This is a genomic window from Streptomyces sp. TBY4 (assembly GCF_024213195.1).
Classification (GTDB): domain Bacteria; phylum Actinomycetota; class Actinomycetes; order Streptomycetales; family Streptomycetaceae; genus Streptomyces.
Map to the genome: position 1 here is coordinate 26,020 of NZ_JANAVF010000017.1, position 20,504 is coordinate 46,523.

A 20,504-nucleotide genomic window follows, 5' to 3' on the forward strand; every position below is an offset into this window, starting at 1 on the left:
CTCGTGGAGCGGGATGACCCTCGCCCTGTCACAGTGGATCGCAGCGAGGTTCGACATGAACGATTCCGACCGGATTCTCGAAAAGCTGCTGGCCGGGCTCACGGCGGTACGGGACGGGGATCTGAGCACCAGGCTCCCGGACGACGCGCCCGGCCTACCCGGTCAGATCGCGGCCGTCTACAACGGAATGGTCGATCAGCTGTCCCTGGTCACGGCAGAGGTGACCCGGGTGGCCCAGGAGGTCGGCGGGCAGGGCCTGCTCGGTGGCCACGCCCGGGTTCCGCGCACGGGCGGGGTCTGGCGGGAGCTGACCACCGGCGTGAACAGCATGGCCGACAACCTGACCTCGCAGGTCCGCAACATCGCGCAGGTCGCGACGGCCGTGGCCCGGGGCGACCTCACGCAGAAGATCCGGGTGGACGCGAGCGGTGAGATCCTCGAGCTCAAGGACACCATCAACACGATGGTCGACCGGCTCTCGGCCTTCGCCGAGGAGGTCAGCCGGGTCGCCTTCGAGGTCGGCACCGAGGGGAACCTCGGGGGTCAGGCGACCGTCCGCGGTGTTTCGGGCACCTGGAAGGACCTCACCGACAACGTCAACTCCATGGCCACCAACCTCACCAACCAGGTGCGCAACATCGCCCAGGTCACCACGGCCGTGGCCCGCGGAGACCTGACGCGCAAGATCGACGTCGATGCCCGCGGCGAGATCCTGGAGCTCAAGACCACCATCAACACCATGGTCGACCAGCTCTCCTCCTTCGCCGCCGAGGTCACCCGGGTGGCGCGCGAGGTCGGCAGCGAGGGAAGGCTCGGCGGCCAGGCCGAGGTCGGCGAGGTCTCCGGCACGTGGAAGCGCCTCACCGAGAACGTCAACGAACTGGCCGGCAACCTCACCCGGCAGGTACGCGCCATCGCCGAGGTGACGAGCGCCGTCGCCGAGGGCGACCTCACCCGCTCCATCACTGCGGAGGCCGCCGGCGAGGTCGGCGAGCTCAAGGACAACATCAACGCCATGGTCGAGTCCCTGCGCGCCACCACCCGGGCCAACGAGGACCAGGAGTGGCTGGGATCCAGCCTCGCCCGTGTCTCCCGGCAGATCCAGGGCATCCGCGAACTCCCCGCCGTCGCCCGCCTGATCATGCGTGAAGTCCCGCCGCTGGTGAACGCCCAGTACGGGAGCTTCTTCCTCGCCCAGGAAGGCCCCGAAGGCACCGAGCTCGTGGCGATGGCTTCCTACGGGCTGCCGGACGAACCGGGCACGGGGCCGCGGCGGTTCAGGATCGGACAGTCCCTCGTCGGCGAGGCCGCCGCCAGCCGCCGTACGATCGCCGTCGACGACCTCCCGCCCGGCTATGCGACCATCGCCTCCGGCACCGGAGCCACCGACGCGACCACCCTGGTGGTCCTGCCGATCGTGGCCGAGGACCAGGTGCTGGGCGCCGTGGAGCTCGCCTCACTGCGCCCGCTGCGGCCCCTGCACCGCGACTTCCTCGACCAGTTCACCGAGATGCTCGGCGTCAACGTCCGCTCCCTGATCGCGAACGCGCGCACCGACGAACTGCTCGACCGTTCCCAGCAGTTGACTGCCGAACTGCGCTCCCGCTCCCAGGAACTGCAGAGCGGACAGCAGGAACTGAAGCGATCCAACGCCGAGTTGAAGCACCAGGCGGCCCTCCTCGCGGAGCGCAATCACGACATCGAGCGCAAGAACCTGGAGATCGAGCAGGCCCGCCAGGAACTGGAGGCCCGGGCCCAGCAGCTCTCGCGCACCTCCATGTACAAATCCGAGTTCCTGGCCAACATGAGTCACGAACTGCGCACGCCGCTCAACAGCCTGCTGATCCTCGCCCAGCTCCTCGCGCAGAATCCGGAAGGCAATCTGACGGACAAGCAGGTCGACTACGCGACCGTCATCCACTCCGCCGGATCCGACCTGCTCCAGCTGATCAACGACATCCTCGACCTGTCCAAGGTCGAAGCCGGGAAGATGGACGTGCATCCCGAACCGGTCTCGCTCCACCAGCTGCTCGACTACGTGGACGCCACCTTCCGGCCCGTGGCCGACGAGCGGCAGCTGGCGTACGTGGTCGCCGCGGCCCCGGACGTGCCCACCGAGCTGATCACGGACGAAGCCCGGCTGCGCCAGGTGCTGCGGAACCTGATCTCCAACGCACTCAAGTTCACCGAAGCCGGACAGGTCGCCCTGTGGGTGGAGCGGGTCACGGAGTCCGCGCTGCCGGCCGGCATGGAAGGCAGCGGAGAGGTGGTCGCCTTCCAGGTCACCGACACCGGCATCGGCATCCGCACGGACCGGCTGGAGTCGGTGTTCGGCGCCTTCCAGCAGGGCGACGCCACGACCGCGCGCGCCTACGGGGGGACCGGGCTCGGGCTGTCCATCAGCAGGGAGGTGGCGCGGCTGCTGGGCGGAGTGATCACCGCGGACAGCGTGGAAGGCGAGGGCAGCCGGTTCACCCTGTACTTGCCCGTACGCGACGGCCGGGCCCCGGCCGCCCGAACGGGTGGCGCGGGCCGCACCCGCTCGACCGGAGACGGGCCGCGACCGCCGGCCGCGGATCTGGACGGCCGCACCGTACTGGTGGTCGACGACGACACCCGCAACGTCTTCGCACTCACCGCCATGCTGGAAGCGGCCGGCATCCACGTACTGGCCGCAGACAACGGCGAGGCGGGAATCGCGCTGGTCAGCGACCGCGAGGAGGTGGACCTGGTGGTGATGGACCTGATGATGGCGGGCCTCGACGGGTACGCCGCCACCCGGGCCATCCGCCGGATGCCCGGCCGCGCCGACCTGCCCGTCATCGTCGTCACCGCCAAGGCGATGGCGGACGACCGGGCCGATGCGCTCGCTGCCGGAGCGACGGAGTACGTGACCAAGCCGGTGGACGTCGCCGAACTGATCGAGGTCGTCCGGGCCTGCCTTGCAGACCGCTGAATCCCTCCGGGAGCCGCGCTCGCCGAAGGCGGGGCCCCGGAGACCCCGTTCACGCCACGCGGACCACCACCAGGCTCGTGTCGTCGTCCGTGTCCCCGCTGAGCACGGCCATCAGCTGGTCCGCCTGCTCGTCGGGCGTCCCGGGCCCCAGCCGCTCGGCCGCCCGCCGCAACCCCGCCAGGCTCTCGTCCAGCCCGACGCGCCGCCGCTCGACCAGCCCGTCCGTGTAGAGGAGCAGGGTGTCCCCGGGGAGGAGCCGGGTGACCGTCTCCTCGTACGAGGCCCCGCGCAGCGCACCGAGCAGGACGTTGGGGTTGGTCTCCAGCAGCCGGGCCCGCCCGCCCCGCACCAGAAGCGGCGGAGGGTGTCCGGCACTGGTCCAGCGCAGGGTACGGACCGCGGGGTCGTACAGCGCGCACAGGACGGTGGCCGTCGGCTGACCGGCCGTGTGCAGGGCCACCTCGTTGAGCCACTCCATCAGCTTGCCGGGGGGCCGGCCGGTGAATCCGAAACCGTGCAGCGCGCCCCGCAACGCGACCATGCAGGTCGCGGCGGCGATCCCGTGCCCCGCGATGTCCCCGACCGTCACCAGGACCCGCCCGTCGGGCAGTGACTGGACGTCGTACCAGTCACCGCCCACCCGGTACTCCTCGGCCGCGGGCCGGTAGCGGGCCGCGATCTCGAGCCCGGACGCGGTCTCCAGCACGGGCGCCTCGGGCACGATCGTCTGCTGGAGCTGAAGGACGACCCGGTTGCGCAGGACGGCCTGGGCCTGCACGGCGTTGAGCCGGTCGAAGCTCGCGCTGAGGGCCACCTCGGTACGGTGCTGGGCGGAGACGTCCTGGTAGACGCCTGCGAGGGAACTGAGCGTGCCGTTGGTCAGGACGGGCTCGGCTGCGATCCGGACGTGGCGCACGCCCCCGTCCGCGCGGATCACGCGCACCAGCGCCTGGGCGCCCTCGTGCTGCTCGGTCAGGGCGGCCAGCAGCTCCCGAAGGGCATCGGCATCGCCCGGGTGCAGCCAGGTGGTCAGCCGGCGGAGCGGTACAGGTTCCTCGGACCGGCCCAGGCCGAAGATGGGGTAGGCCTGACCGCTCCAGCGGGACCGGCCCGTCACCAGGTCGTCCTCGAAGGAGGCGACCCGCTCCAGCCGTTCCAGCACACGGCCGAGGACGGGACTCCTGTCCACCGCGTCCCACATCACGGCGGACATTCCGTGGCCCAGGGCCAGTACGCGGACGTGCGCCATGGAGCCGGGCGATGTCCCGCTCTCGGGCAGGCACACGGCGTACTGCGGTCCCGGGCTCCCGGCGGCCTGCGCGAGCAGCGCCACGAGACCGTCATGGGCGTACGGGAAGACCTGGGAGACCGGCCTTCCCACGGGATCGTGCACCCGGGGGACCGACCTGCGGGCGGCCTCGTTCAGGTGCGCGACCACGGCGGGGCTCCCCGGCGTCGCGTCGATGATCGCGGCGGGCTCCGGAGCCAGGTCCAGCAGCGCCGCCACGGCGTGCGGGCCCCCCGGCCGGCTCGAGCACGAGGGCCGCCGGGCCGCTGAGCTCGGTGAGCGCCGTACGCAGGGGCTGGTCCAGGGCAGTGGGCTCCCCCCACGCGGCCAGCAGCACCCCGCAGACCCGCCCGTCCCGCCGCAGGGGAACCAGCGCGCGGGCCGCGGCATCCGAAGACCCGGGAAGCCCGGCCTCCCCGGGCGGAGTGCCTTCGGGCAGCCAGAGCGGCTCCCCGCCGGCCACGACCCGGTGCAGAGCGGTCATGCCCTCCGGCGGAACCCACTGCCAGTGGGCGGCCTCCTGACGGCTCACGGCGCCGTGGCCGACCAGCTCCAGGCAGTCGGTCTCGGAGCGCCGCCACAGGAAGACCGAGCGCACGCCGAGCTGCCGCAGGCCGCCTTCCAGCAGGGTGCCGACCGCCGCCATGGCACTGTCGGTGGCGAGGACCGCCGCGGTGCTGCGCCGGGCCCGTCGGGCCCGGGAGGTTTCCTGCGGCCGGCCGTCGGGGGCGTCGACGACCAGCGCGCCGGCGGCGGCGTTGACGATGTCGGCGGCCAGATCCGCGGCCCCGAGCCCCGTGGATACGGCAAGCCGCACCAGATGGTCGGCTGCCTCGTCCGGCGAGGTGCCCATCTGGTCCGTCAGCACGCCCGTGGCCAGATCGAGGATCCGGCGGCGCGCCCGGTCGGCATGGAGGGCCGAGATCTCCCCGGAGAGTTCCGTGATGGTCGTGGCCAGAACGTGCTCGTCCGGCTCCCCGGCCCGGCCCGGGGCGGGCGTTTCGGCTGAAGACGACGTCATATCGGCTCCTGTCGGGCGACACGTCCGGTAGCCGGATTCCCTGCGTCCGAGTCTACGGCTCACCGTTCGGGCACCGGCGACGGTGAGCGCGCGTGGCTGCCGACGGCTACGGCCCGCCGATCCGGTGGCCTCGGGGCCCCGAGGGCCGCCCGGCCCCCTCTCCTGCCCCGCGCGAGTGAGCGCCGTTGCCCTTCCGGCCCTCCACGGCGCCCGCTTCGCGTCGCGGCGGCATACTCGTACCCATGGACGATGGCGGTGACGACCGTTCCCCCGAGGATCCGAAGCTGCCGTCACATACGGCGGTGACCGTCTCCTACGAGACCCCCGGTACCTGCGTCATCGCCGCCCGGGGCGAATTCGACCTGGGCACCGTCGCACCGCTCTCCGACGCCCTGGCCGAGGCGGCCCGGTCGCACAGCAGGGTGGTCCTGGACGCCTCCGGGATCAGCTTCGGCGACTCCTCCCTCCTGAACCTGCTGCTCCAGGTCCACCGGATCACCGAGTTGCGCATCGCAGCTCCCCGGCACCAGCTCCGCCACCTGTTCGCGATCACCGGAGCCGACACCGTCCTGGACGTGAGGGACACCGTTCCGTCCGCCGTCGAGGACTGATCGCGACGCCGAAGCGTTCGCAGAGGATTGGAACGTGCGTCCTCGGGTAGCCGCGCGCTGAACCGAAAGGAGCAGCGTCATGCCCCGTGGATCCAGCCCCAAGCGCGAGCGCCAGTACGAGCACATCAAGGAGAGCGCGCTCGACCGGGGGGAGAGCACGAAGCGTGCGGAGGAGATCGCCGCCCGGACCGTCAACAAGGAACGCGCACGCCACGGCGAGTCGAAGACGGCGAGCCGCCTCTCCCTGCAGGACATGTCGTCCGGCCAACGCGGGGGTCACCGCTCGCACAGCGGAGCCGAGGGCCGCACGTACGACCAGCTCTACCAGGAAGCCAAGCACCGCAACATCGAGGGCCGCTCGAAGATGAACAAGGCACAGCTGCGGCGCGCCCTCGGCGGCGACAGCTGAGGGGACGCCGCGCGCAGTGACCGTTCGCAGAACCTCGATACGAGAGCGAGGCCATCATGCTTTTCGTCGGACTCATCCTCCTGCTCATCGGATTCCTGACAGGAATCTCCATCCTCTGGACCATCGGAATCATCCTGGTCGTGATCGGGGCAGTGCTCTGGATCCTGGGCTCGGTCGGACACGCGGTCGGCGGCCGCCGGCACTACTGGTGACGCCCGGAGCTCCTCGAGGGCACGGTGCCTGACCCTGTTCGAACAGGGTCAGGCACCGTTCTCGACCTCTTGGAGGAACCTGATCCTCCTTGTCGAGCAGCGTGTGAACATCTTCTTGGGAAGCGAGGACGGACCACCATGACCGAGGACCCGGCGAACGGACCGCATGCTCCCTCCGAGGCGGAGCGCGCGGCCCGTGCCGAGGTGCGGAAGCAGGCCACCGGCCTGACCCACCACGACACCGAGTCGGCACTCGAAGCCGCGGAGGCAGCCGCCGAAGAGACATCGGGGGCTCTGGAGAACGCTGACGACGCCACCCGCGCCACCGTCGCGGAATGGCGACGCATCACGGATCTGCTCTTCGACCACGGTGGCCCGTACTCGCCGGACACCGATGCCTTCGTCCAGGGCCAGCTGACTGCCCGCGAGGCCGATGCGGACTCCGGTCGGGGCCGGCGCAGAACACAGGCATGACCCTGCGGGGCGCGGGCAGGCGCCCCCATGGCAGAGACTTCGCACGGGGGCTTCCAGCAGCTCCCCACGGCCGCCGAAGGCCGGGTCGACAGGGTGATGCCGCCGGTCAATTCACACAGCGAGTGGGACCCGCTGGAGGAGGTCATCGTCGGGGGCGTCGGCGGTGCCACGATCCCCTCCCGTCATCCCGTCGTGGCCTGCAACATCCCGCCCTGGGCCGCCCGGCTCCAGGGCGTCGCGGCCGGGTTCAACTACCCCCGCGCCATGGCCGAGCCGGCCCGGCACGAGCTCGACGCGTTCGTCGCGCTCCTCCAGTCGCTCGGTGTCACGGTCAGACGGCCGGACCCGGTCGACCACAGGCAGCGGTTCGGCCCCCCGACTGGTCGTCGCGCGGTTTCTGCAACGAGCCCGGCTTCCGGATTCCCGAGCCCGGTGAGCCCATCCGCCACATCCTCACCGAGATCGACACGACGTTCGTGCCGCTCGCGCCCGGCAAGGTGGTGGTCAACCCCGAGTACATCGATGTCGACCGGCTGCCGGACGTCCTGAGCTCGTGGGACGTACTGATCGCGCCCGAGCCCGACCCCATCGACGAGCGGTTCCTCAAGGTCACGTCGAAGTGCGGAAAGTGGCTCAGCATGAACGTCCTCGTGATCGACGAGGAACGGGTGATCGTGGAGCGCCACCACACGGGCATGCTGCGCGCCCTCGAACGATGGGGGTTCGAACCGGTCCCGTGTGCCTTCCTGCACTACGCGCCCTTCGGGGGCTCGTTCCACTGGGCGACGCTCGACACCCGCCGCCGCGGCGCGCTCGAATCGTACTTCCCGTGATCGAACGGCCACCCGTCCAGGGCCCCGCGCCCACGAGCAGGACCAAGTCCCGCGTGGCGAGGGCTGCGTCGCCGAACACGGCACGGTGCGGATAGCCTCACCACCTGCACCGGAAGGGATGCCCATGCCTCGTATCAAGCTCGTTCTGGGCGACATCACGGCGGAGGAAGCCGACGCCGTGGTCAACGCCGCGAACTCCTCGCTGCTGGGCGGCGGCGGGGTCGACGGAGCGATCCACCGCCGCGGCGGCCCGGAGATCCTGGCCGCCTGCGAGGATCTGCGCCGCTCGCACTACGGCAAGGGCCTCCCGACGGGCCGCGCGGTCGCCACCACGGCCGGCCGGCTTCCGGCCGGGCACGTGATCCACACGGTCGGCCCGGTCTGGTCGCGGGACGAGGACCGCTCCGCGCTGCTGGCCTCCTGCTACCGGGAGTCGCTGCGGATCGCCGACGAACTGGGAGCCCGTAGCGTCGCCTTCCCCGCGATCTCCACCGGCATCTACGGATGGCCCATGGACGACGGGGCGCGGATCGCGATGGAGACCGTACGGTCCGCGCGGACCGAGGTGCAGGAGGTGCGGTTCGTGCTGTTCGACGAGCGTGCCTACGAAGCTTTCGCGGCGGCGCTGGACGCCTGATGGGCCGGTGTGGTCATTCTCCGGGCCGTTCGGGGGAGCCTGGACGCCGTCCCGTCCGACCTCCAACCGGCCGTGGCATGGGTTCTCCAGGCAATGGCGCCCGGGCGGATGTGGAGAACGACCCTGGGCGCGTCCCGCGCACAGAGTCAGGAGTACGCATGTTCGAGGGTACGGGGCAGACGGTCCGGCGCCGGTCGGCGCAGGCAGTAGCAGCCGTGGTGGCGGCGGGGGCGGTGGCGGCGGGCTCACTGGCGGCGGCACCACAGGCTGCCGCCCTGACCATCGTCAACTGCGCCACGAGCAGTCTGCAGACGGCGATCAACAACGCCGCCCCGGGGGAGCTGCTGCTGATCACAGGGACGTGCACCGGCAACTTCACCGTCAACAAGAACCTGACCCTGGGCGGGGCGACGACCACCACGCTGACCGCCGCCGGCTCCGGGACCGCGCTGACGGTCACCCCGGGCGTCTCGGTGTCGCTGATGCGGCTGACCGTGACCGGCGGCCGGGCGAGCAACGGCGGCGGCATCTTCAACAACGGCACGCTGAGCCTGAACTCCACCGTCGTGTCCGGCAACCGGGCAATCTTCACCGCGGGCGGCACGGGTGGCGGCGGCGGCATCTACAACGCGCCGGGCGCCACCCTGACGCTGAACGGGGCGAGGGTCACCGGAAACTTCGCCGGAGTCAACGACGGCGGCATCGCCGGCTTCGGCGGCGGCATCGTCAACTGGGGCACGCTCCAGTCGAGCAGCGCGACCGTCAGCGGGAACACCGGGCAGTTCGGCGGCGGGATCCTGCTGCTCAACTCCGGTGTCGCGACGCTGACCAACACCACGGTGTCCGGAAACACCGCGCCCGGAGGCCAGGGCGGCGGCATCAACAACGACTCCGGCGTCCTGCGCCTGACCCGCAGCACGATCAGCACCAACACCGCACCCGGAGGTGGCACGGGCGGCGGCATCTACAACGCCAACGTCGTGACCCAGATCGGGTCCACGATCACCAACAACACCCCGAACAACTGCGCCGGCCCGGCCCCGGTTCCCGGCTGCGTCGGCTAGGCGGGCTCCGGCCAGGTCCAGGCAGCGAGGATGGGTGCCCGGCGCCGGCGGCGCCAGGCACCCCCTCCGATCACCGGCCGGTGATGATCGCGAGCGTGAACCGGACACCGATCCGAGGTTGCCTCCACTGGAGGTTCTGACGGCGTTCGCTTGTGGCACAAGCTGATACGAAACCCCCCTCGTACGGGGCAGGGTGGACCGTATGGATCACCTCACCAGGCTCGCCGTCTTCCGGAGCGAGGCGGAGGCCTTCGACGACGCCGTACGGCGGGCGACCGACGGTGGCCGCGAAGCCCCGCTGGTGCCGTCCTGCCCCGGCTGGTCGGTCGCAGACCTCGTCGGCCACCTCGGCAGCGTCCAGCGCTACCTCACCCACATCCTCCGCGAACGGCACACGGAGCCACCCGACCCCACGGACCTCGCCCTCTACGCGCTCCCTGAGGACCCGGCGGTACGGGCCGCCTGGCCCCGGCACGACGCGACACCGCACCGCGGCCCCGTCCCCCAGGAGCTCTTCGACTGGTCGGCGGCGGCCGCCCGGGAACTGGCGCAGGCGCTGCGGGAGCTCGGGCCGGACGTACCGGTGTGGAGCTGGTCGTCGGAGCGGACCAGCGGCTTCTGGTTGCGCGTGCAGACCATCGAACAGGCCGTCCACCGCTGGGACGCGGAATCCGTCACCGGCGCCCCGACCCCCTTCGACCCCGCCTTCGCCGCAGACGCGGTCGCCCAGACCTTCGAGGTCATGGTCCCTGCCCGGCGCGGCTGGAAGCCGGCTCCGGAGGGGACGGGGGAGCGCTACCGCTTCCGCCGCACCGACGGCCCCGAGTCCTGGACGCTGGAGTTCACCGGTGCCGAGGTACGGCTGGAACCCGACGGCACCGGGCCGGTGGACGTCGAGGCCGCGGGCACGGCCTCGGAGCTGACCCTGTTCCTCTGGCAACGGCTCCCCGCCACCGGCCTGGCCGTCACCGGTGACAGCGCACTCCTCGAGCACTGGTTCACCCTCGTCCCGCCGGCCTGAAGCAGCCCGATGCCAGGGGCGCACGCAACTGGGCCGACCGCAGCAGGTCAGCGTCAACGCCCGGGGAGCCTAGGCCGGCCGGGACGCTCGGTCCTGGTCGGTGGTGACTGAGGAGGTCGTCGGCCGTTGAGCATGGTGGTTGGCCTGTGTGGATCAGCTCCCCGGGCCCCGTCTGCGATTGGATTTCCATGCTCTCGACCACTTTGCGTGCGGCGGCCGGAACGGCGCTCACCGTCGGGCTCCTCACCGGCTTCCCGTCCCCCGCCCAGTCCCAGGCCGTCGCTCCGCCCAGGACTCCCGCGGCCACGCCCAAGGCCGGGGAGTGCGTGTTCTCGCCCAACACGGCGCGGGGCGCGAAGAACGTGGGAACGCCACCGCTCGCGCCTCCGTACACGGGCAGTGTGCGGTCCGTACTCAAGACCAACCTCGGTGACATCAGGCTGGACCTGGACGGGGCGAAGGCACCCTGCACCGTCGACTCCTTCACCTACCTCGCGCAGAAGAACTTCTTCGACAAGACCGACTGCCACCGCCTGACGACCGGGGCGTTGAAGGTGCTCCAGTGCGGTGACCCGACCGGCACCGGCAGCGGCGGGCCGGCCTACCGGTTCGGCGAGGAGAACCTGCCGAGGACCGCCCCGGGCAGCCAGTACGCCACATACGCGAAGGGCACCCTGGCCATGGCCAACGCGGGCCCGGGCACCAACGGGAGCCAGTTCTTCATGGTCTACGGCGACTGCGAGCTGCCCCCGAACTACACCGTCTTCGGCCAGATCACCACTGGTCTCGACATCCTGGAGAGGGTCGCGCAAGCAGGGACGGACGAGGCCAACGGTGAAGGTGACGGAGCACCCAAGAAGAAGGTCACCATCCAGGACGTGACCATCGACGATGTTCGCCCCGGTGGGGCCGCCAGGTAGCCGATACGTGCCCGGCCAGCGCCCGGATTCGAACCGGGGTTTCCGCTGCGGGGCGAACCCGCGTGCGGTGTCCTGGGCCTCTGGACGACGCATGGCCACCCGAATCCTAGCCACCTGGAAGATGCGCACCCACCCAATTCTTGCGGCCTGTGGCGGGGGTCTGCTCGCTCATGCTGGGCTCCGTTCCCCGGGCTGGTGCTGGCATATAGGTCAGAATCTGTCCTATACGACCTCTAGCCTGTGGTTCATGCAGAAACACGAGGACGGCGTCGAGATTCTTGTCCCCGCGAGCCCGGCCGAGCTGGAGGCATGGCTCGACGAGCATCACGGGGAGCGGACCGCGCTCTGGGTGAAGATCGCCAAGAAGCACTCCGGCATCCCGTCGCTCACCTGGGAAGAGATGGTCGACACGGTGCTCTGCTTCGGCTGGATCGACGGTCTGCGGCGCGGCTTCGACGACACGTACTTCCTGCAGCGCGCGACTCCCCGCCGCCCCCGCTCGCCCTGGTCGCAGGTGAACGTCGGCAAGGCCGAGGCCTTGATCGCCGAGGGACGGATGCGCCCCCGCGGCCTGGCCGAGGTCGAGGCGGCGCGGGCGGACGGCCGCTGGGCGACGGCATACGCCTCGCAGAAGAACGCCACCGCCCCGCCGGATCTCGTCGAGGCGCTCGACGCGAACCCGGCGGCGCGGGCGTTCTACGAAACGCTCGGCAAGTCCGACCAGTTCGCCCTGTACCTCAGCCTGGTCACCGCCCGCACCGAGAAGACCCGGGTGGCCCGCCTGGAGCGGATGGTGGCGACGATGGCGAGGTCCGAGCGGCCATCATGACCAACCGAACTGGGATCTAGCGGGCCCGACACCTGCCCCGAAAGGCCCTCGGCGGACAACTCACCCGCGCGGGTGGCCGAATTCACCGCAGAAACGAGCCTGCGCCCAGCAGGCGATCGCGATGGCCTACCGGTTTCTGCTCTTGTCGAGCAGTTCGACGCGCGCGACGTTCTCCTGGTCATCGGGATCCGTGCTCGCCTCAGCGGCGAACCAGGCGTCGAGGATCTCCTTGAGTAGCGGTTCGGAGGTCAGACGCAGGCTGAGTGCGAGCACGTTGGCATCGTTCCAGCGGCGCGCACCGTCCGCCGTGTAGGCGTCCGTGCACAGTGCCGCGCGTACGCCGGGAACCTTGTTCGCGGCGATCGACGCGCCTGTCCCGGTCCAGCAGCACACGACGGCCTGGTCGGCGTTACCGGCGGCGACCTCGCGGGCCGCTGCCTCGGAGCAGGCTGCCCACTGCGGATCATCGCCGGGGCTCAGTGCCCCGTACGTCACCACGTCGTGTCCGAGGTCGCGCAGTTGCCCGAGGAGTGCGCGAGCCACGGGTTCGTCCATGTCCGAGGAAACGGAGATCCGCATGCTCCGAGACTAACCGGCCGAGAAGCGGACGGTCCCCGCGAGTCGCGCAATGCAGTGACTATGCGGCGCGGTCATTTCGCAGGCCCTGGGTAAGCCAGGGGTACACCGGGGTCAGGTTCGGTACTACCTGCCAGCCGTTGACGATCCACACCAGCCGCCAGTACCGGTCCACCCTGGGATCGTGTGCTTCTTCGAACTGTTGCGCCATCCAATGCCGGAATTCCGAGTCGGGGGAGCGCGCGAACACCTCGGCGAAGCGGTGCACTAGGTCGTCGATGACGGGTGCGGCCCTGTTGCTGAGCGGGTCGATGCCCGAGTTTCTGGCCTCGGTCACCTTCTGGCGGGTGAACTCCATCAGCTCCTCGCCGGCGTCGCGTTCGATGTCGAGCGGGCGCCCGGCGGCCTGGCGCAGGGTCGTCCGGTGCATCCGGGCACGGAAGTCCTCGTCGCCGACCAGCTCGGCGAGTTCCACCCACGCGGCGACCTGCTCGTCGGTCGGATCATCGGGGAGGTCGGGCGTGGCGGCGCGCACCATGGCCACTGCGGCCGGGTCGGCATCCACGGTGCCGAAGGTGCCGTCGATGAAATCGTCGATCAGGCGTCGGCGTTCCTCGCCGGACAACTGCGTGAGCCTGTGCATGAGCTGGGTCTCCTCGGGACTGGACCCGCGGCCGGCCACGACGCGCAGAACGCTCCGACGCAGTTGCAGCATCCGGATCTGGAGCTCCAAGGCGTCGGCGTGCGCTGCGGCGACTTCCGCCACCGAGAGCTCGCGGTCCAGTACGCGCTGAATCGTGGGCAGGTCCATGCCCAGCTCGCGCAGGGTGCGGAGGAGTTCCAGACGGAGCAGTGCGTCGAGGTCGTAGAGCCGGTAGCCGGCGGGGGTACGGGTGGTCGGCGCCACCACCCCCGAATCGGAGTAGAACCGGATGGTCCTCACGGACAAGCCGGTCCGCCGGGAAAGCTCCCCGATCGAGTAGAGGGTCGTAGCGTCCATGTCCCCCACTCTGCAGTCTCCAGTCACTGGAGACTCAAGGCCATTCCCCAGCGGTGCCCCGACCGGCCGACGGCGGCCCCGTGTGAGTATGCGTCCGAGCCCGTGCCCAGGGTGCGCCGGCTTCAGAAGCGCGGCGCGCTCGTGGGCGCCTCGACCGGCTCGGAGGTCTCGGCTGCGAGACGGTGCCACCGTCTTGGATGTGAAAGACCGGGTGGGCCGGAGCTGAGTCAACGGTCAACCAGCCGTGGACGAGGGGGACTCACCCCCTGGATTGCGCGTCCGCGTCGGCGCCCTCGGTGCCGACCGGGCCACGGGGAAGCATCCGGTCCAGCCACCTCGGCAGCCACCAGTTGGCCCGGCCGAGGAGCGTCATGGTCGCCGGTACCAGCACCATGCGTACGACCGTGGCGTCGATGAAGATCGCGGTGGCCAGGCCGAGCCCGAACATCTTGGTGGAGGGGTCCTCGGCGACGGCGAAGGACAGGAAGACCGCCACCATGATGAGGGCGGCCGAGGTGATGATCCGGGCGGTGCGCGAGATGCCCTCGACGATCGCCGTGCCGTTGTCGCCGGTGCGCAGGTACTCCTCGCTTACGCGGGAGAGGAGGAACACCTCGTAGTCCATCGACAGGCCGAACAGGATGGCGAAGAGGAACATCGGGATGAACGACACGATCGGAACCGTCGCTTCCAGCCCGATGAGTGCGCCTCCCCAGCCCCACTGGAAGACCGCGACCATGATGCCGTAGGCCGCGCCGATGCTCAGCAGGTTCAGCAGTACCGCCTTGAGCGGTACGAGTACCGAGCGGAAGACCAGCATCAGCAGCAGGAACGACATCGCCAGCACGGCGGCGACGAGCACGGGCAGGCGTTGGCTGGTGCGTCGGCCCACATCGGACAGGCTCGCGGTGGCGCCGCCGACGTGGGCCCTGGCCGGGCCGTCCCCGATCGCCGTGGGCAGCACGCCGGTGCGCAGCCGGGCGATGGTGTCGGCCGTGGCCTTGTCCTGGGGGCTGGTGGCCGGGAACACCACGAGGGTCGCGATGCCGGTGGCCCGGTCGATGTGCGTCGGCGCGACGGACGTGATGCCCGGATCCGCCGAGACCGCCCCGACGAGCCGGTCCAGCACTCCCGGATCACCGGCGGGGTCCGCGGCGATGACGAGGGGACCGTTGGTGCCCGGGCCGAACCCCTCGGCTACGAGGTCGTAGGCGCGGCGCTCGGTACGGCTGGGGGGCTGCGAGCCGTCGTCGGGCAGGCCGACGCGCAGGCCGAGCACGGGCAGCGTCGCGGCCAGCAGCAGCCCCGCCGCCCCGATCGCGTACAGCACCGGATGCCGGCTGACGTGCCCGATCCAGCGCCGCCAGCCGGCGGCGGGAGCGGCCCCCGCCACCGGGTCCCGGCGCCGCGCGAGTCGGCCCGGCTTCCCGGACTGCAGTGCCCGGCCGATCCGGCCGGCCCGGGCCAGGCGCGGGCCGGCGGCGCCGAGGAAGGCCGGCAGAAGCGTCACCGACGCGACCACCATGATCAGAACGACGATCGAGACGGCGATCCCGCCCACCGTCATGAACGGCACGTTCGCGACCGCCAGGCCGAGGATCGATACGACGACGACGCCGCCGGCGAAGACCACGGGCCTCCCCGCCGTGGCCACCGCTCGCCCCGCCGCCTCGTGGGGAGTGAGCCCGCGCGCGAGGTACTCCCGGTGCCTGGCGAGCACGAACAGCGCGTAGTCGATGCCCACTCCGAGCCCGACCATGCTGCCCAGGACGGGAGCGAAGGTCGGGACGTCCGTCACCCCCGCCAGCACCGTCATCGTGGCGACTCCGATGGTCAGCCCGAAGACCGCCATGCCGATCGGCAGCGCGGCGGCTACGAGCGAACCGAACGCCAGGAACAGGATCGCGGCCGCGGCGAGGATGCCGATCAGCTCGCTCACGCCGCCGTTGGGTTCGGAGAAGGCGTAGAAGAGGTTCCCGCCCATCTCGATGCGCAGGGGCAGTTCGGCGCGCAGCCGGTCGCCGAGATCGACGAGGGCGCCGAGGTCTTCGGCCGACAGCCGGCTCTGGTCGGGGTACTGCACCCGGACGACCGCGATCCGCCCGTCGGCCGAGACAAGGCCGCCGCGCACGGCGGTGTCCCCGCCCGCGTCGAGCGCCCCCGCCGGGTCGCTCGTGCCGAGCACGTGCGGCAGCCGCTCCACCTCGGTCTGCAGCCGCGTGAGAGCGGTGCGGGCGCTGCTGTGGCCGAAGAACGTCGCACCGCCGTCGAGAGGGGTGACGACCACTTGGGCGGTCATCCCCTCCTGGCCGGTACCGGCCCGCTCGATCAGTTCCGCGGCCCGCTGGGAGTCCAGCCCCGGAGCGGTCATCGAGTCCGCGGTCCGCCCGCCGAAGGCGATCGCGGCGAGGACGGCAAGCGTGGCGGCGATCAGCCATGCCGCGATCACCCGCCAGGGATGGCGGGCGGCGCCCCCGCCCAGGCGCAACAGAACGTTCGAGAGCATCGGGTTCTCCAACCACCTCGTCGGCCGTCCTTGTACGGCCGCCGATGCCAAGGCTCGTAGCCACGGCCCTCGGCGGCATCGGCTCGCGGGCCGCGGATCCCTCGTCCCCAAGTCGGAGTGAGTGCCCGTACTTTCGGCCGATGCGCGGCACGGCGCGGTCCCTACGCTGAGAACCGTGCTACGAGACGACCTGCGCACCCTGTGGACCGAACCCCGGCCGCCCGACGCGCCCGCCCGGGTGTGGCGGGACTGGGCGCTGCTCGCCGTGGCCCTGGGCGGTGTGGTGCTGGAGGCCACCCTGCGCGAGAACGTCGTGTGGCGGCCGGTGGCGGTGGTGTTCGCCGTCTGGCTGTGCCTGCTGCCCCTGTGGCGCCGGACCCGCCCACTGGCGATGGTCAATCTGGCGTTCGGCTCGGTGATCCTCCTCCAACTGGCCTCGCTGGTCGCCGCACCGCGCGGACCGGTCGGCCTGGACACCGGCGCGGTCGTGCTCCTGCTGGTGTACGCGCTGCCCCGCTGGGGATCGGGACGGGAGACCGTGCTCGGTGGCGCAGTGATCCTCGCGGCCTGCGCCCTTGTGACCGTCACGGACGAGACGCCGGTCGTGGAGGAGCTTGCGGGCTTCGCCTTCCTGCTGCTGAACGGCGTGGCCGGAGCTGCCGTGCGGTTCCGGGTGACCGCTCGCGAGCGGCAGTTGGACCAAGTACGCTCCCGCGAGCGCGAGCAGCTCGCCCGGGAACTGCACGACACGGTGGCCCACCACGTGTCGGCCATGGTGATCATCGCCCAGGCGGGCCGGGTGCTCGCGGCCACCGACCCGTCCGCCGCCGTCGAGGCGCTGGAGGGGATCGAGGAGGAAGGGGCGCGCACTCTGGAGGAGATGCGCGCCATGGTCGCCACACTGCGCAACCGCGGGGCCGGCGCCGAGCTGGCACCGCCTGCCGGCATCGCGGATCTGGAGCGCCTGGTGCGGACCCCGGGTGGCCGCCTCAGGGTGGACCTGGCACTCGACGGCGAACTGGACGCGCTGCCCCCGGCCGTGGACGCGGCCGTCTACCGCATCGTGCAGGAGTCGGTGACCAACGCGATGCGCCATGCGGTCGACGCGACCGAGGTCGTCGTCCGGGTCGCCGCCGAACGGCACACGGTACGGGTGAGCGTGCGCGACAACGGCCAACGCACCGGCCGGGGCCGCGACGGATACGGACTTACCGGACTGCGCGAACGCGCGACCCTGCTCGGGGGCACACTACGAGCCGGCCCCGGTACCGACCAGGGCTGGCACGTCGAAGCCGAGCTCCCGAGAGGAAGGACCCGGACCGGTGCCCATCCGCGTCCTCGTCGCTGACGACCAGACCATCATCCGCACCGGGCTGCGCATCATGCTGAACGCCCAGCCCGGCATCGAGGTGGTCGGAGAGGCCGCCGACGGACAGGAATCGGTACGTCTCGCCCGCGAACTGCGCCCCGACGTCTGCCTGTTCGACATCCGCATGCCCGTGATCGACGGGCTCGAGGCCACCCGGCTGGTCGCCGGCCCGGGCGTCGCCGACCCACTGGCCGTGGTCGTCATCACCACGTTCGACCTCGACGAGTACGTCTACGGCGCGCTGCGTGCAGGCGCCCGCGGATTCCTCCTCAAAGACACGGGACCGGACCTTCTGGCGCAGGCCGTACGGTCGGCGTCCGACGGCGAGGCGCTCATCGCCCCCAGCGTCACCGTCCGTCTGCTCCAGGCGTTCGCGGACCTGCCCGCCGGCCGGCCCGCGGCCCAGCCGATCGCCCCCGTCACCGCCCGCGAGGAGCAGGTGCTCCTGGCGGTCGCCCGCGGGCTGACCAACACCGAGATCGCCGACGCGCTGCACATCAGCCTCAGCACGGTGAAAACGCACTTGGCCAGCCTGATGGCCAAACTCGGCGCCCGCAACAGGGTCGAGATCGCGATGTGGGCCTACGAAACGCGCCGCATCCTCCCCGGAACCTGAGCCGGGTGCAGGGCCGGGCCCCATGAAGTGAAGGCACTCTTTGCCACCCGCCTGGGTGGGACCAAGTTCCCTACAGGGGACGCACCCTGATGTGGCATCAGGGTCAGCTCGGGGTGCACCAAGGGGCCGCCCCGATAGCCCGCGTCGGGGGCCCGGCGGCACGCTGAGGGCATGCAGATCACCACTGACAAGCGCACGCAGGCCGGCCTCCACCGCACCGGCGCCGGGATCGCCTTCGCCGCCGTGTTCGGCGTCGCAGCCTTCACCGCCACCGGGGCTGCCGAGGCCGCCGAAGCGCCCGCCGCCAACGCCCCCTCCGCCGCCCCCGCCTACGACTTCAGCGACTGCCCCGCCATCCCCGACGGCGTCGACGCGACCCGCTGGAAGTGCGAAGTCCTGACCGCCACCGGTTCGCTGACCCTCGGCAACCGCACCCTCCCCGAGCTCGCCCCGATGACCATCACCCACGCCGAGGGCCCCCTCCCCGATGGCTCGAACGGCCAGGTCTGGGGCGCCCTGCGCGGTGGACCGACCACCGTGCCCGGCGGGATCCTGGGCCGACCCGCCGGCGCGCACAACCCGTGGATGGCGTTGTCACTCCAGCCGGAGTACGGCGGGCGCTCCGACTTCTACTCCGTCGGGAACAACATGGGCCTGTTCACCCTGCGCTTCCGCGCCGTCAGCCCCGCCCTGCCCGACGGCTGCGTCATCGGCGGCGGCGACGCCCCGATCGAATTCCGTCTCAAGCGCTTGGGCAGCGCCCAGTTGGTCTCCAAGACCCCGCCGATCATCAAGTTCAACGCGTACGACGACACCTTCACCACCCCGGCCGCGACGGGCTGCGGCCCCCTCGGCGGCCTCGTCAACCACCGCCTCGGCCTCCCCGCCACGACCGGAAACTCGATCAACCTGTCCGCGTACTACACGTTCAAGACCTACGACCAGCTTCCACCGCGCGGCTGACAGACGGTCTGGCTGCGCTCCAGGAACGCGTCGTCGACGCCGTCAAGGCCGCAGGCTCGGCTGAAATCCCCGGCACCATTTCATGAACATCGGCCCGACCGGCGGCCCGGCTGCGGGCCCCGTGGGGGTGCTGCTCAGCGGGCGATGGTCCACTGCTGGCCCTGGGAACCGTCGCAGGTCCACACGCCGAGCTTCTTGTAGTCCTCGTGGTAGGTCAGGCAGTCCTGGTCGCTGATCCTGATCTGGTAGGTGTCGCCCTTGATGGGGATGACCTCCCACTTCTGGGCGGCGCCGCCCTTCCAGGTGGTGATGGACGCGAAGTAGGTGCTCGTGTTCTCGGTGAGGACCGGACCGAGGCCGTTGGCGATCTCGTAGCGGCCGCCGCCCGCCTCCTTGAACGTCCACGTGGAGTTGGTGTCACCGAGCTTCCCCGCGACCACCGTCGAGCCGGAGGCGGCGTTCGTCGCGGCAGCCCCGAGGTTGTTGACGGTCTTCAGGCGCACCGGGACTCCGACGGGCGGGCGGCCTGACCGGGAGGGCGTCGTCGCCGCGCTGTCGGCGCGGAAGCCGGGACGGGGGCCGGGCTGGGCGGGTACGCCCGGCGTGATGGGGGTGTCGCCGGGACCGGGCGTCTCGCCCTTGGGGACGCCGGGGGTCGTGGCCGGCACCATCGTGGGGCGGAAGTCGACGGTGGAGCCGTTGCGGTCCCACAGGCCGTAGAAGCCCCAGTTGATCCATCCGCCGTCGCCGTGGTTGGTGAAGCTGCCGCCGCCGGAGAAGATCCAGATACGGTAGGTCTGGTCCTCGCGCGAGGTTGCGTCGTGGTACTCGATGTCGCCCTGGTACGCCACGTCTTTGAGGTTCGCGGTGTAGGGGTGGACGAACCAGGGGTCCCCGAACGCGTTCTTGCCCTTGATGTCGAAAATCATGATGTTGTAATTGCCGCCGGTGTGGTTCGTCAGCATGTCGAGCAGACCCTTGACGAACCCCTCGCGGGCCAGCTTCTTGGCCTGACCGCTCTGCTGGGACGCCAGGATGCACCACGACAGCGCGCCGGTGCCGAAGGACCCCGGCGACACGGCGGCCGCGGCGTTGCAGTTCTCGACGGGCCCGTTGACCGAGCCGTCCGCGAGTGCGGGCTGTGCCAGCCCCGCGGCCGCCAGGGCACTCACACAGACAGCGGCCAGAACCGACAGTTT

Annotated in this window: 19 protein-coding genes, 1 tRNA gene and 1 pseudogene; 14 read left to right on the forward strand and 7 right to left on the reverse strand. The window is 71.0% G+C overall.

Annotation, left to right across the window (positions count from 1 at the left end):
- The first annotated feature begins 55 nt into the window (after window positions 1–55).
- The gene (locus NLX94_RS30970; protein WP_254386437.1) at window positions 56–2,956 is read left to right on the forward strand and encodes a HAMP domain-containing protein; all 2,901 of its coding nucleotides are present in this window, start codon (window positions 56–58) and stop codon (window positions 2,954–2,956) included.
- Between the two features lie 49 nt (window positions 2,957–3,005).
- Here the strand turns inward: NLX94_RS30970 and NLX94_RS30975 are convergent, their stop codons facing one another.
- Together NLX94_RS30975 and NLX94_RS30980 are read right to left on the reverse strand one after the other, a co-directional pair.
- Complete coding sequence (locus tag NLX94_RS30975; protein ID WP_308402594.1) at window positions 3,006–4,205, reverse strand: SpoIIE family protein phosphatase; 1,200 nt, start codon at window positions 4,203–4,205, stop codon at window positions 3,006–3,008.
- 91 nt (window positions 4,206–4,296) lie between these two features.
- Window positions 4,297–5,265, reverse strand: coding sequence for an ANTAR domain-containing protein (locus NLX94_RS30980; RefSeq protein ID WP_254386438.1), 969 nt, complete (start codon window positions 5,263–5,265; stop codon window positions 4,297–4,299).
- A gap of 242 nt (window positions 5,266–5,507) precedes the next feature.
- Here NLX94_RS30980 and NLX94_RS30985 point away from each other — a divergent pair, with 242 nt between their 5' ends.
- The 9 genes and pseudogenes from NLX94_RS30985 (at window position 5,508) to NLX94_RS31025 (ending at window position 11,446) form a co-directional block, all read left to right on the forward strand.
- Window positions 5,508–5,876, forward strand: coding sequence for an STAS domain-containing protein (locus NLX94_RS30985; protein ID WP_254386439.1), 369 nt, complete (start codon window positions 5,508–5,510; stop codon window positions 5,874–5,876).
- A gap of 79 nt (window positions 5,877–5,955) precedes the next feature.
- Entirely contained in the window at window positions 5,956–6,285 is a 330-nt protein-coding gene (locus NLX94_RS30990; protein WP_254386440.1) for a plasmid stabilization protein, read from the forward strand.
- Between the two features lie 56 nt (window positions 6,286–6,341).
- Window positions 6,342–6,497: a DUF6131 family protein gene (locus tag NLX94_RS30995; protein ID WP_254386441.1), complete on the forward strand. Its 156-nt coding sequence runs from the start codon at window positions 6,342–6,344 to the stop codon at window positions 6,495–6,497.
- A gap of 138 nt (window positions 6,498–6,635) precedes the next feature.
- Window positions 6,636–6,971: a hypothetical protein gene (locus NLX94_RS31000; protein ID WP_254386442.1), complete on the forward strand. Its 336-nt coding sequence runs from the start codon at window positions 6,636–6,638 to the stop codon at window positions 6,969–6,971.
- A 96-nt stretch (window positions 6,972–7,067) separates the two neighbouring features.
- A pseudogene (locus NLX94_RS31005) lies at window positions 7,068–7,804 on the forward strand (hypothetical protein).
- A 124-nt stretch (window positions 7,805–7,928) separates the two neighbouring features.
- Window positions 7,929–8,441, forward strand: a complete 513-nt coding sequence (locus NLX94_RS31010) for an O-acetyl-ADP-ribose deacetylase (protein WP_254386443.1) — start codon at window positions 7,929–7,931, stop codon at window positions 8,439–8,441.
- 158 nt (window positions 8,442–8,599) lie between these two features.
- On the forward strand, window positions 8,600–9,505 hold the full coding sequence (locus NLX94_RS31015; protein ID WP_254386444.1) for a hypothetical protein: 906 nt from the start codon (window positions 8,600–8,602) through the stop codon (window positions 9,503–9,505).
- A 202-nt stretch (window positions 9,506–9,707) separates the two neighbouring features.
- Window positions 9,708–10,526, forward strand: a complete 819-nt coding sequence (locus NLX94_RS31020) for a maleylpyruvate isomerase family mycothiol-dependent enzyme (protein ID WP_254386445.1) — start codon at window positions 9,708–9,710, stop codon at window positions 10,524–10,526.
- A gap of 188 nt (window positions 10,527–10,714) precedes the next feature.
- Window positions 10,715–11,446: a peptidylprolyl isomerase gene (locus NLX94_RS31025; protein ID WP_254386446.1), complete on the forward strand. Its 732-nt coding sequence runs from the start codon at window positions 10,715–10,717 to the stop codon at window positions 11,444–11,446.
- Between the two features lie 12 nt (window positions 11,447–11,458).
- Here the strand turns inward: NLX94_RS31025 and NLX94_RS31030 are convergent.
- Window positions 11,459–11,543, reverse strand: a tRNA-OTHER gene (locus tag NLX94_RS31030).
- 150 nt (window positions 11,544–11,693) lie between these two features.
- Here NLX94_RS31030 and NLX94_RS31035 point away from each other — a divergent pair.
- Complete coding sequence (locus tag NLX94_RS31035) at window positions 11,694–12,275, forward strand: YdeI family protein (protein ID WP_254386447.1); 582 nt, start codon at window positions 11,694–11,696, stop codon at window positions 12,273–12,275.
- Window positions 12,276–12,401: 126 nt separating this feature from the next.
- Here the strand turns inward: NLX94_RS31035 and NLX94_RS31040 are convergent, their stop codons facing one another.
- From NLX94_RS31040 to NLX94_RS31050, 3 genes are all read right to left on the reverse strand, one after another.
- Window positions 12,402–12,854, reverse strand: coding sequence for an RpiB/LacA/LacB family sugar-phosphate isomerase (locus NLX94_RS31040; RefSeq protein ID WP_254386448.1), 453 nt, complete (start codon window positions 12,852–12,854; stop codon window positions 12,402–12,404).
- Window positions 12,855–12,912: 58 nt separating this feature from the next.
- Complete coding sequence (locus NLX94_RS31045) at window positions 12,913–13,851, reverse strand: MerR family transcriptional regulator (protein WP_254386449.1); 939 nt, start codon at window positions 13,849–13,851, stop codon at window positions 12,913–12,915.
- A 259-nt stretch (window positions 13,852–14,110) separates the two neighbouring features.
- Window positions 14,111–16,357, reverse strand: a complete 2,247-nt coding sequence (locus NLX94_RS31050; RefSeq protein WP_254386450.1) for an MMPL family transporter — start codon at window positions 16,355–16,357, stop codon at window positions 14,111–14,113.
- A gap of 175 nt (window positions 16,358–16,532) precedes the next feature.
- On the opposite strand from NLX94_RS31050, the gene NLX94_RS31055 reads away from it, so the two are divergent.
- The 3 genes from NLX94_RS31055 to NLX94_RS31065 all read left to right on the forward strand — a co-directional run bounded on the left by NLX94_RS31055 (window position 16,533) and on the right by NLX94_RS31065 (window position 19,305).
- Window positions 16,533–17,705: a sensor histidine kinase gene (locus NLX94_RS31055; protein ID WP_254386451.1), complete on the forward strand. Its 1,173-nt coding sequence runs from the start codon at window positions 16,533–16,535 to the stop codon at window positions 17,703–17,705.
- Window positions 17,680–18,342: a response regulator transcription factor gene (locus NLX94_RS31060; protein ID WP_254386452.1), complete on the forward strand. Its 663-nt coding sequence runs from the start codon at window positions 17,680–17,682 to the stop codon at window positions 18,340–18,342. Before NLX94_RS31055 ends, NLX94_RS31060 begins: the two co-directional genes overlap by 26 nt.
- A 171-nt stretch (window positions 18,343–18,513) precedes the next feature.
- Window positions 18,514–19,305 (forward strand): hypothetical protein, encoded by a 792-nt coding sequence (locus tag NLX94_RS31065; RefSeq protein WP_254386453.1) that lies wholly within the window; start codon window positions 18,514–18,516, stop codon window positions 19,303–19,305.
- Between the two features lie 134 nt (window positions 19,306–19,439).
- Here the strand turns inward: NLX94_RS31065 and NLX94_RS31070 are convergent, their stop codons facing one another.
- Entirely contained in the window at window positions 19,440–20,477 is a 1,038-nt protein-coding gene (locus tag NLX94_RS31070) for an RICIN domain-containing protein (RefSeq protein ID WP_254386454.1), read from the reverse strand.
- Window positions 20,478–20,504 lie beyond the last annotated feature (27 nt).

Excerpts from the sequence above, each read along its gene's own strand:
- NLX94_RS30970 (WP_254386437.1), top strand. The coding sequence starts at position 56 with ATGAACGATTCCGACCGGATTCTCGAAAAGCTGCTGGCCGGGCTCACG.
- NLX94_RS30975 (WP_308402594.1), bottom strand. The coding sequence starts at position 4,205 with ATGGCGCACGTCCGCGTACTGGCCCTGGGCCACGGAATGTCCGCCGTG.
- NLX94_RS30980 (WP_254386438.1), bottom strand. The coding sequence starts at position 5,265 with ATGACGTCGTCTTCAGCCGAAACGCCCGCCCCGGGCCGGGCCGGGGAG.
- NLX94_RS30985 (WP_254386439.1), top strand. The coding sequence starts at position 5,508 with ATGGACGATGGCGGTGACGACCGTTCCCCCGAGGATCCGAAGCTGCCG.
- NLX94_RS30990 (WP_254386440.1), top strand. The coding sequence starts at position 5,956 with ATGCCCCGTGGATCCAGCCCCAAGCGCGAGCGCCAGTACGAGCACATC.
- NLX94_RS30995 (WP_254386441.1), top strand. The coding sequence starts at position 6,342 with ATGCTTTTCGTCGGACTCATCCTCCTGCTCATCGGATTCCTGACAGGA.
- NLX94_RS31000 (WP_254386442.1), top strand. The coding sequence starts at position 6,636 with ATGACCGAGGACCCGGCGAACGGACCGCATGCTCCCTCCGAGGCGGAG.
- NLX94_RS31010 (WP_254386443.1), top strand. The coding sequence starts at position 7,929 with ATGCCTCGTATCAAGCTCGTTCTGGGCGACATCACGGCGGAGGAAGCC.
- NLX94_RS31015 (WP_254386444.1), top strand. The coding sequence starts at position 8,600 with ATGTTCGAGGGTACGGGGCAGACGGTCCGGCGCCGGTCGGCGCAGGCA.
- NLX94_RS31020 (WP_254386445.1), top strand. The coding sequence starts at position 9,708 with ATGGATCACCTCACCAGGCTCGCCGTCTTCCGGAGCGAGGCGGAGGCC.
- NLX94_RS31025 (WP_254386446.1), top strand. The coding sequence starts at position 10,715 with ATGCTCTCGACCACTTTGCGTGCGGCGGCCGGAACGGCGCTCACCGTC.
- NLX94_RS31035 (WP_254386447.1), top strand. The coding sequence starts at position 11,694 with ATGCAGAAACACGAGGACGGCGTCGAGATTCTTGTCCCCGCGAGCCCG.
- NLX94_RS31040 (WP_254386448.1), bottom strand. The coding sequence starts at position 12,854 with ATGCGGATCTCCGTTTCCTCGGACATGGACGAACCCGTGGCTCGCGCA.
- NLX94_RS31045 (WP_254386449.1), bottom strand. The coding sequence starts at position 13,851 with ATGGACGCTACGACCCTCTACTCGATCGGGGAGCTTTCCCGGCGGACC.
- NLX94_RS31050 (WP_254386450.1), bottom strand. The coding sequence starts at position 16,357 with ATGCTCTCGAACGTTCTGTTGCGCCTGGGCGGGGGCGCCGCCCGCCAT.
- NLX94_RS31065 (WP_254386453.1), top strand. The coding sequence starts at position 18,514 with ATGCAGATCACCACTGACAAGCGCACGCAGGCCGGCCTCCACCGCACC.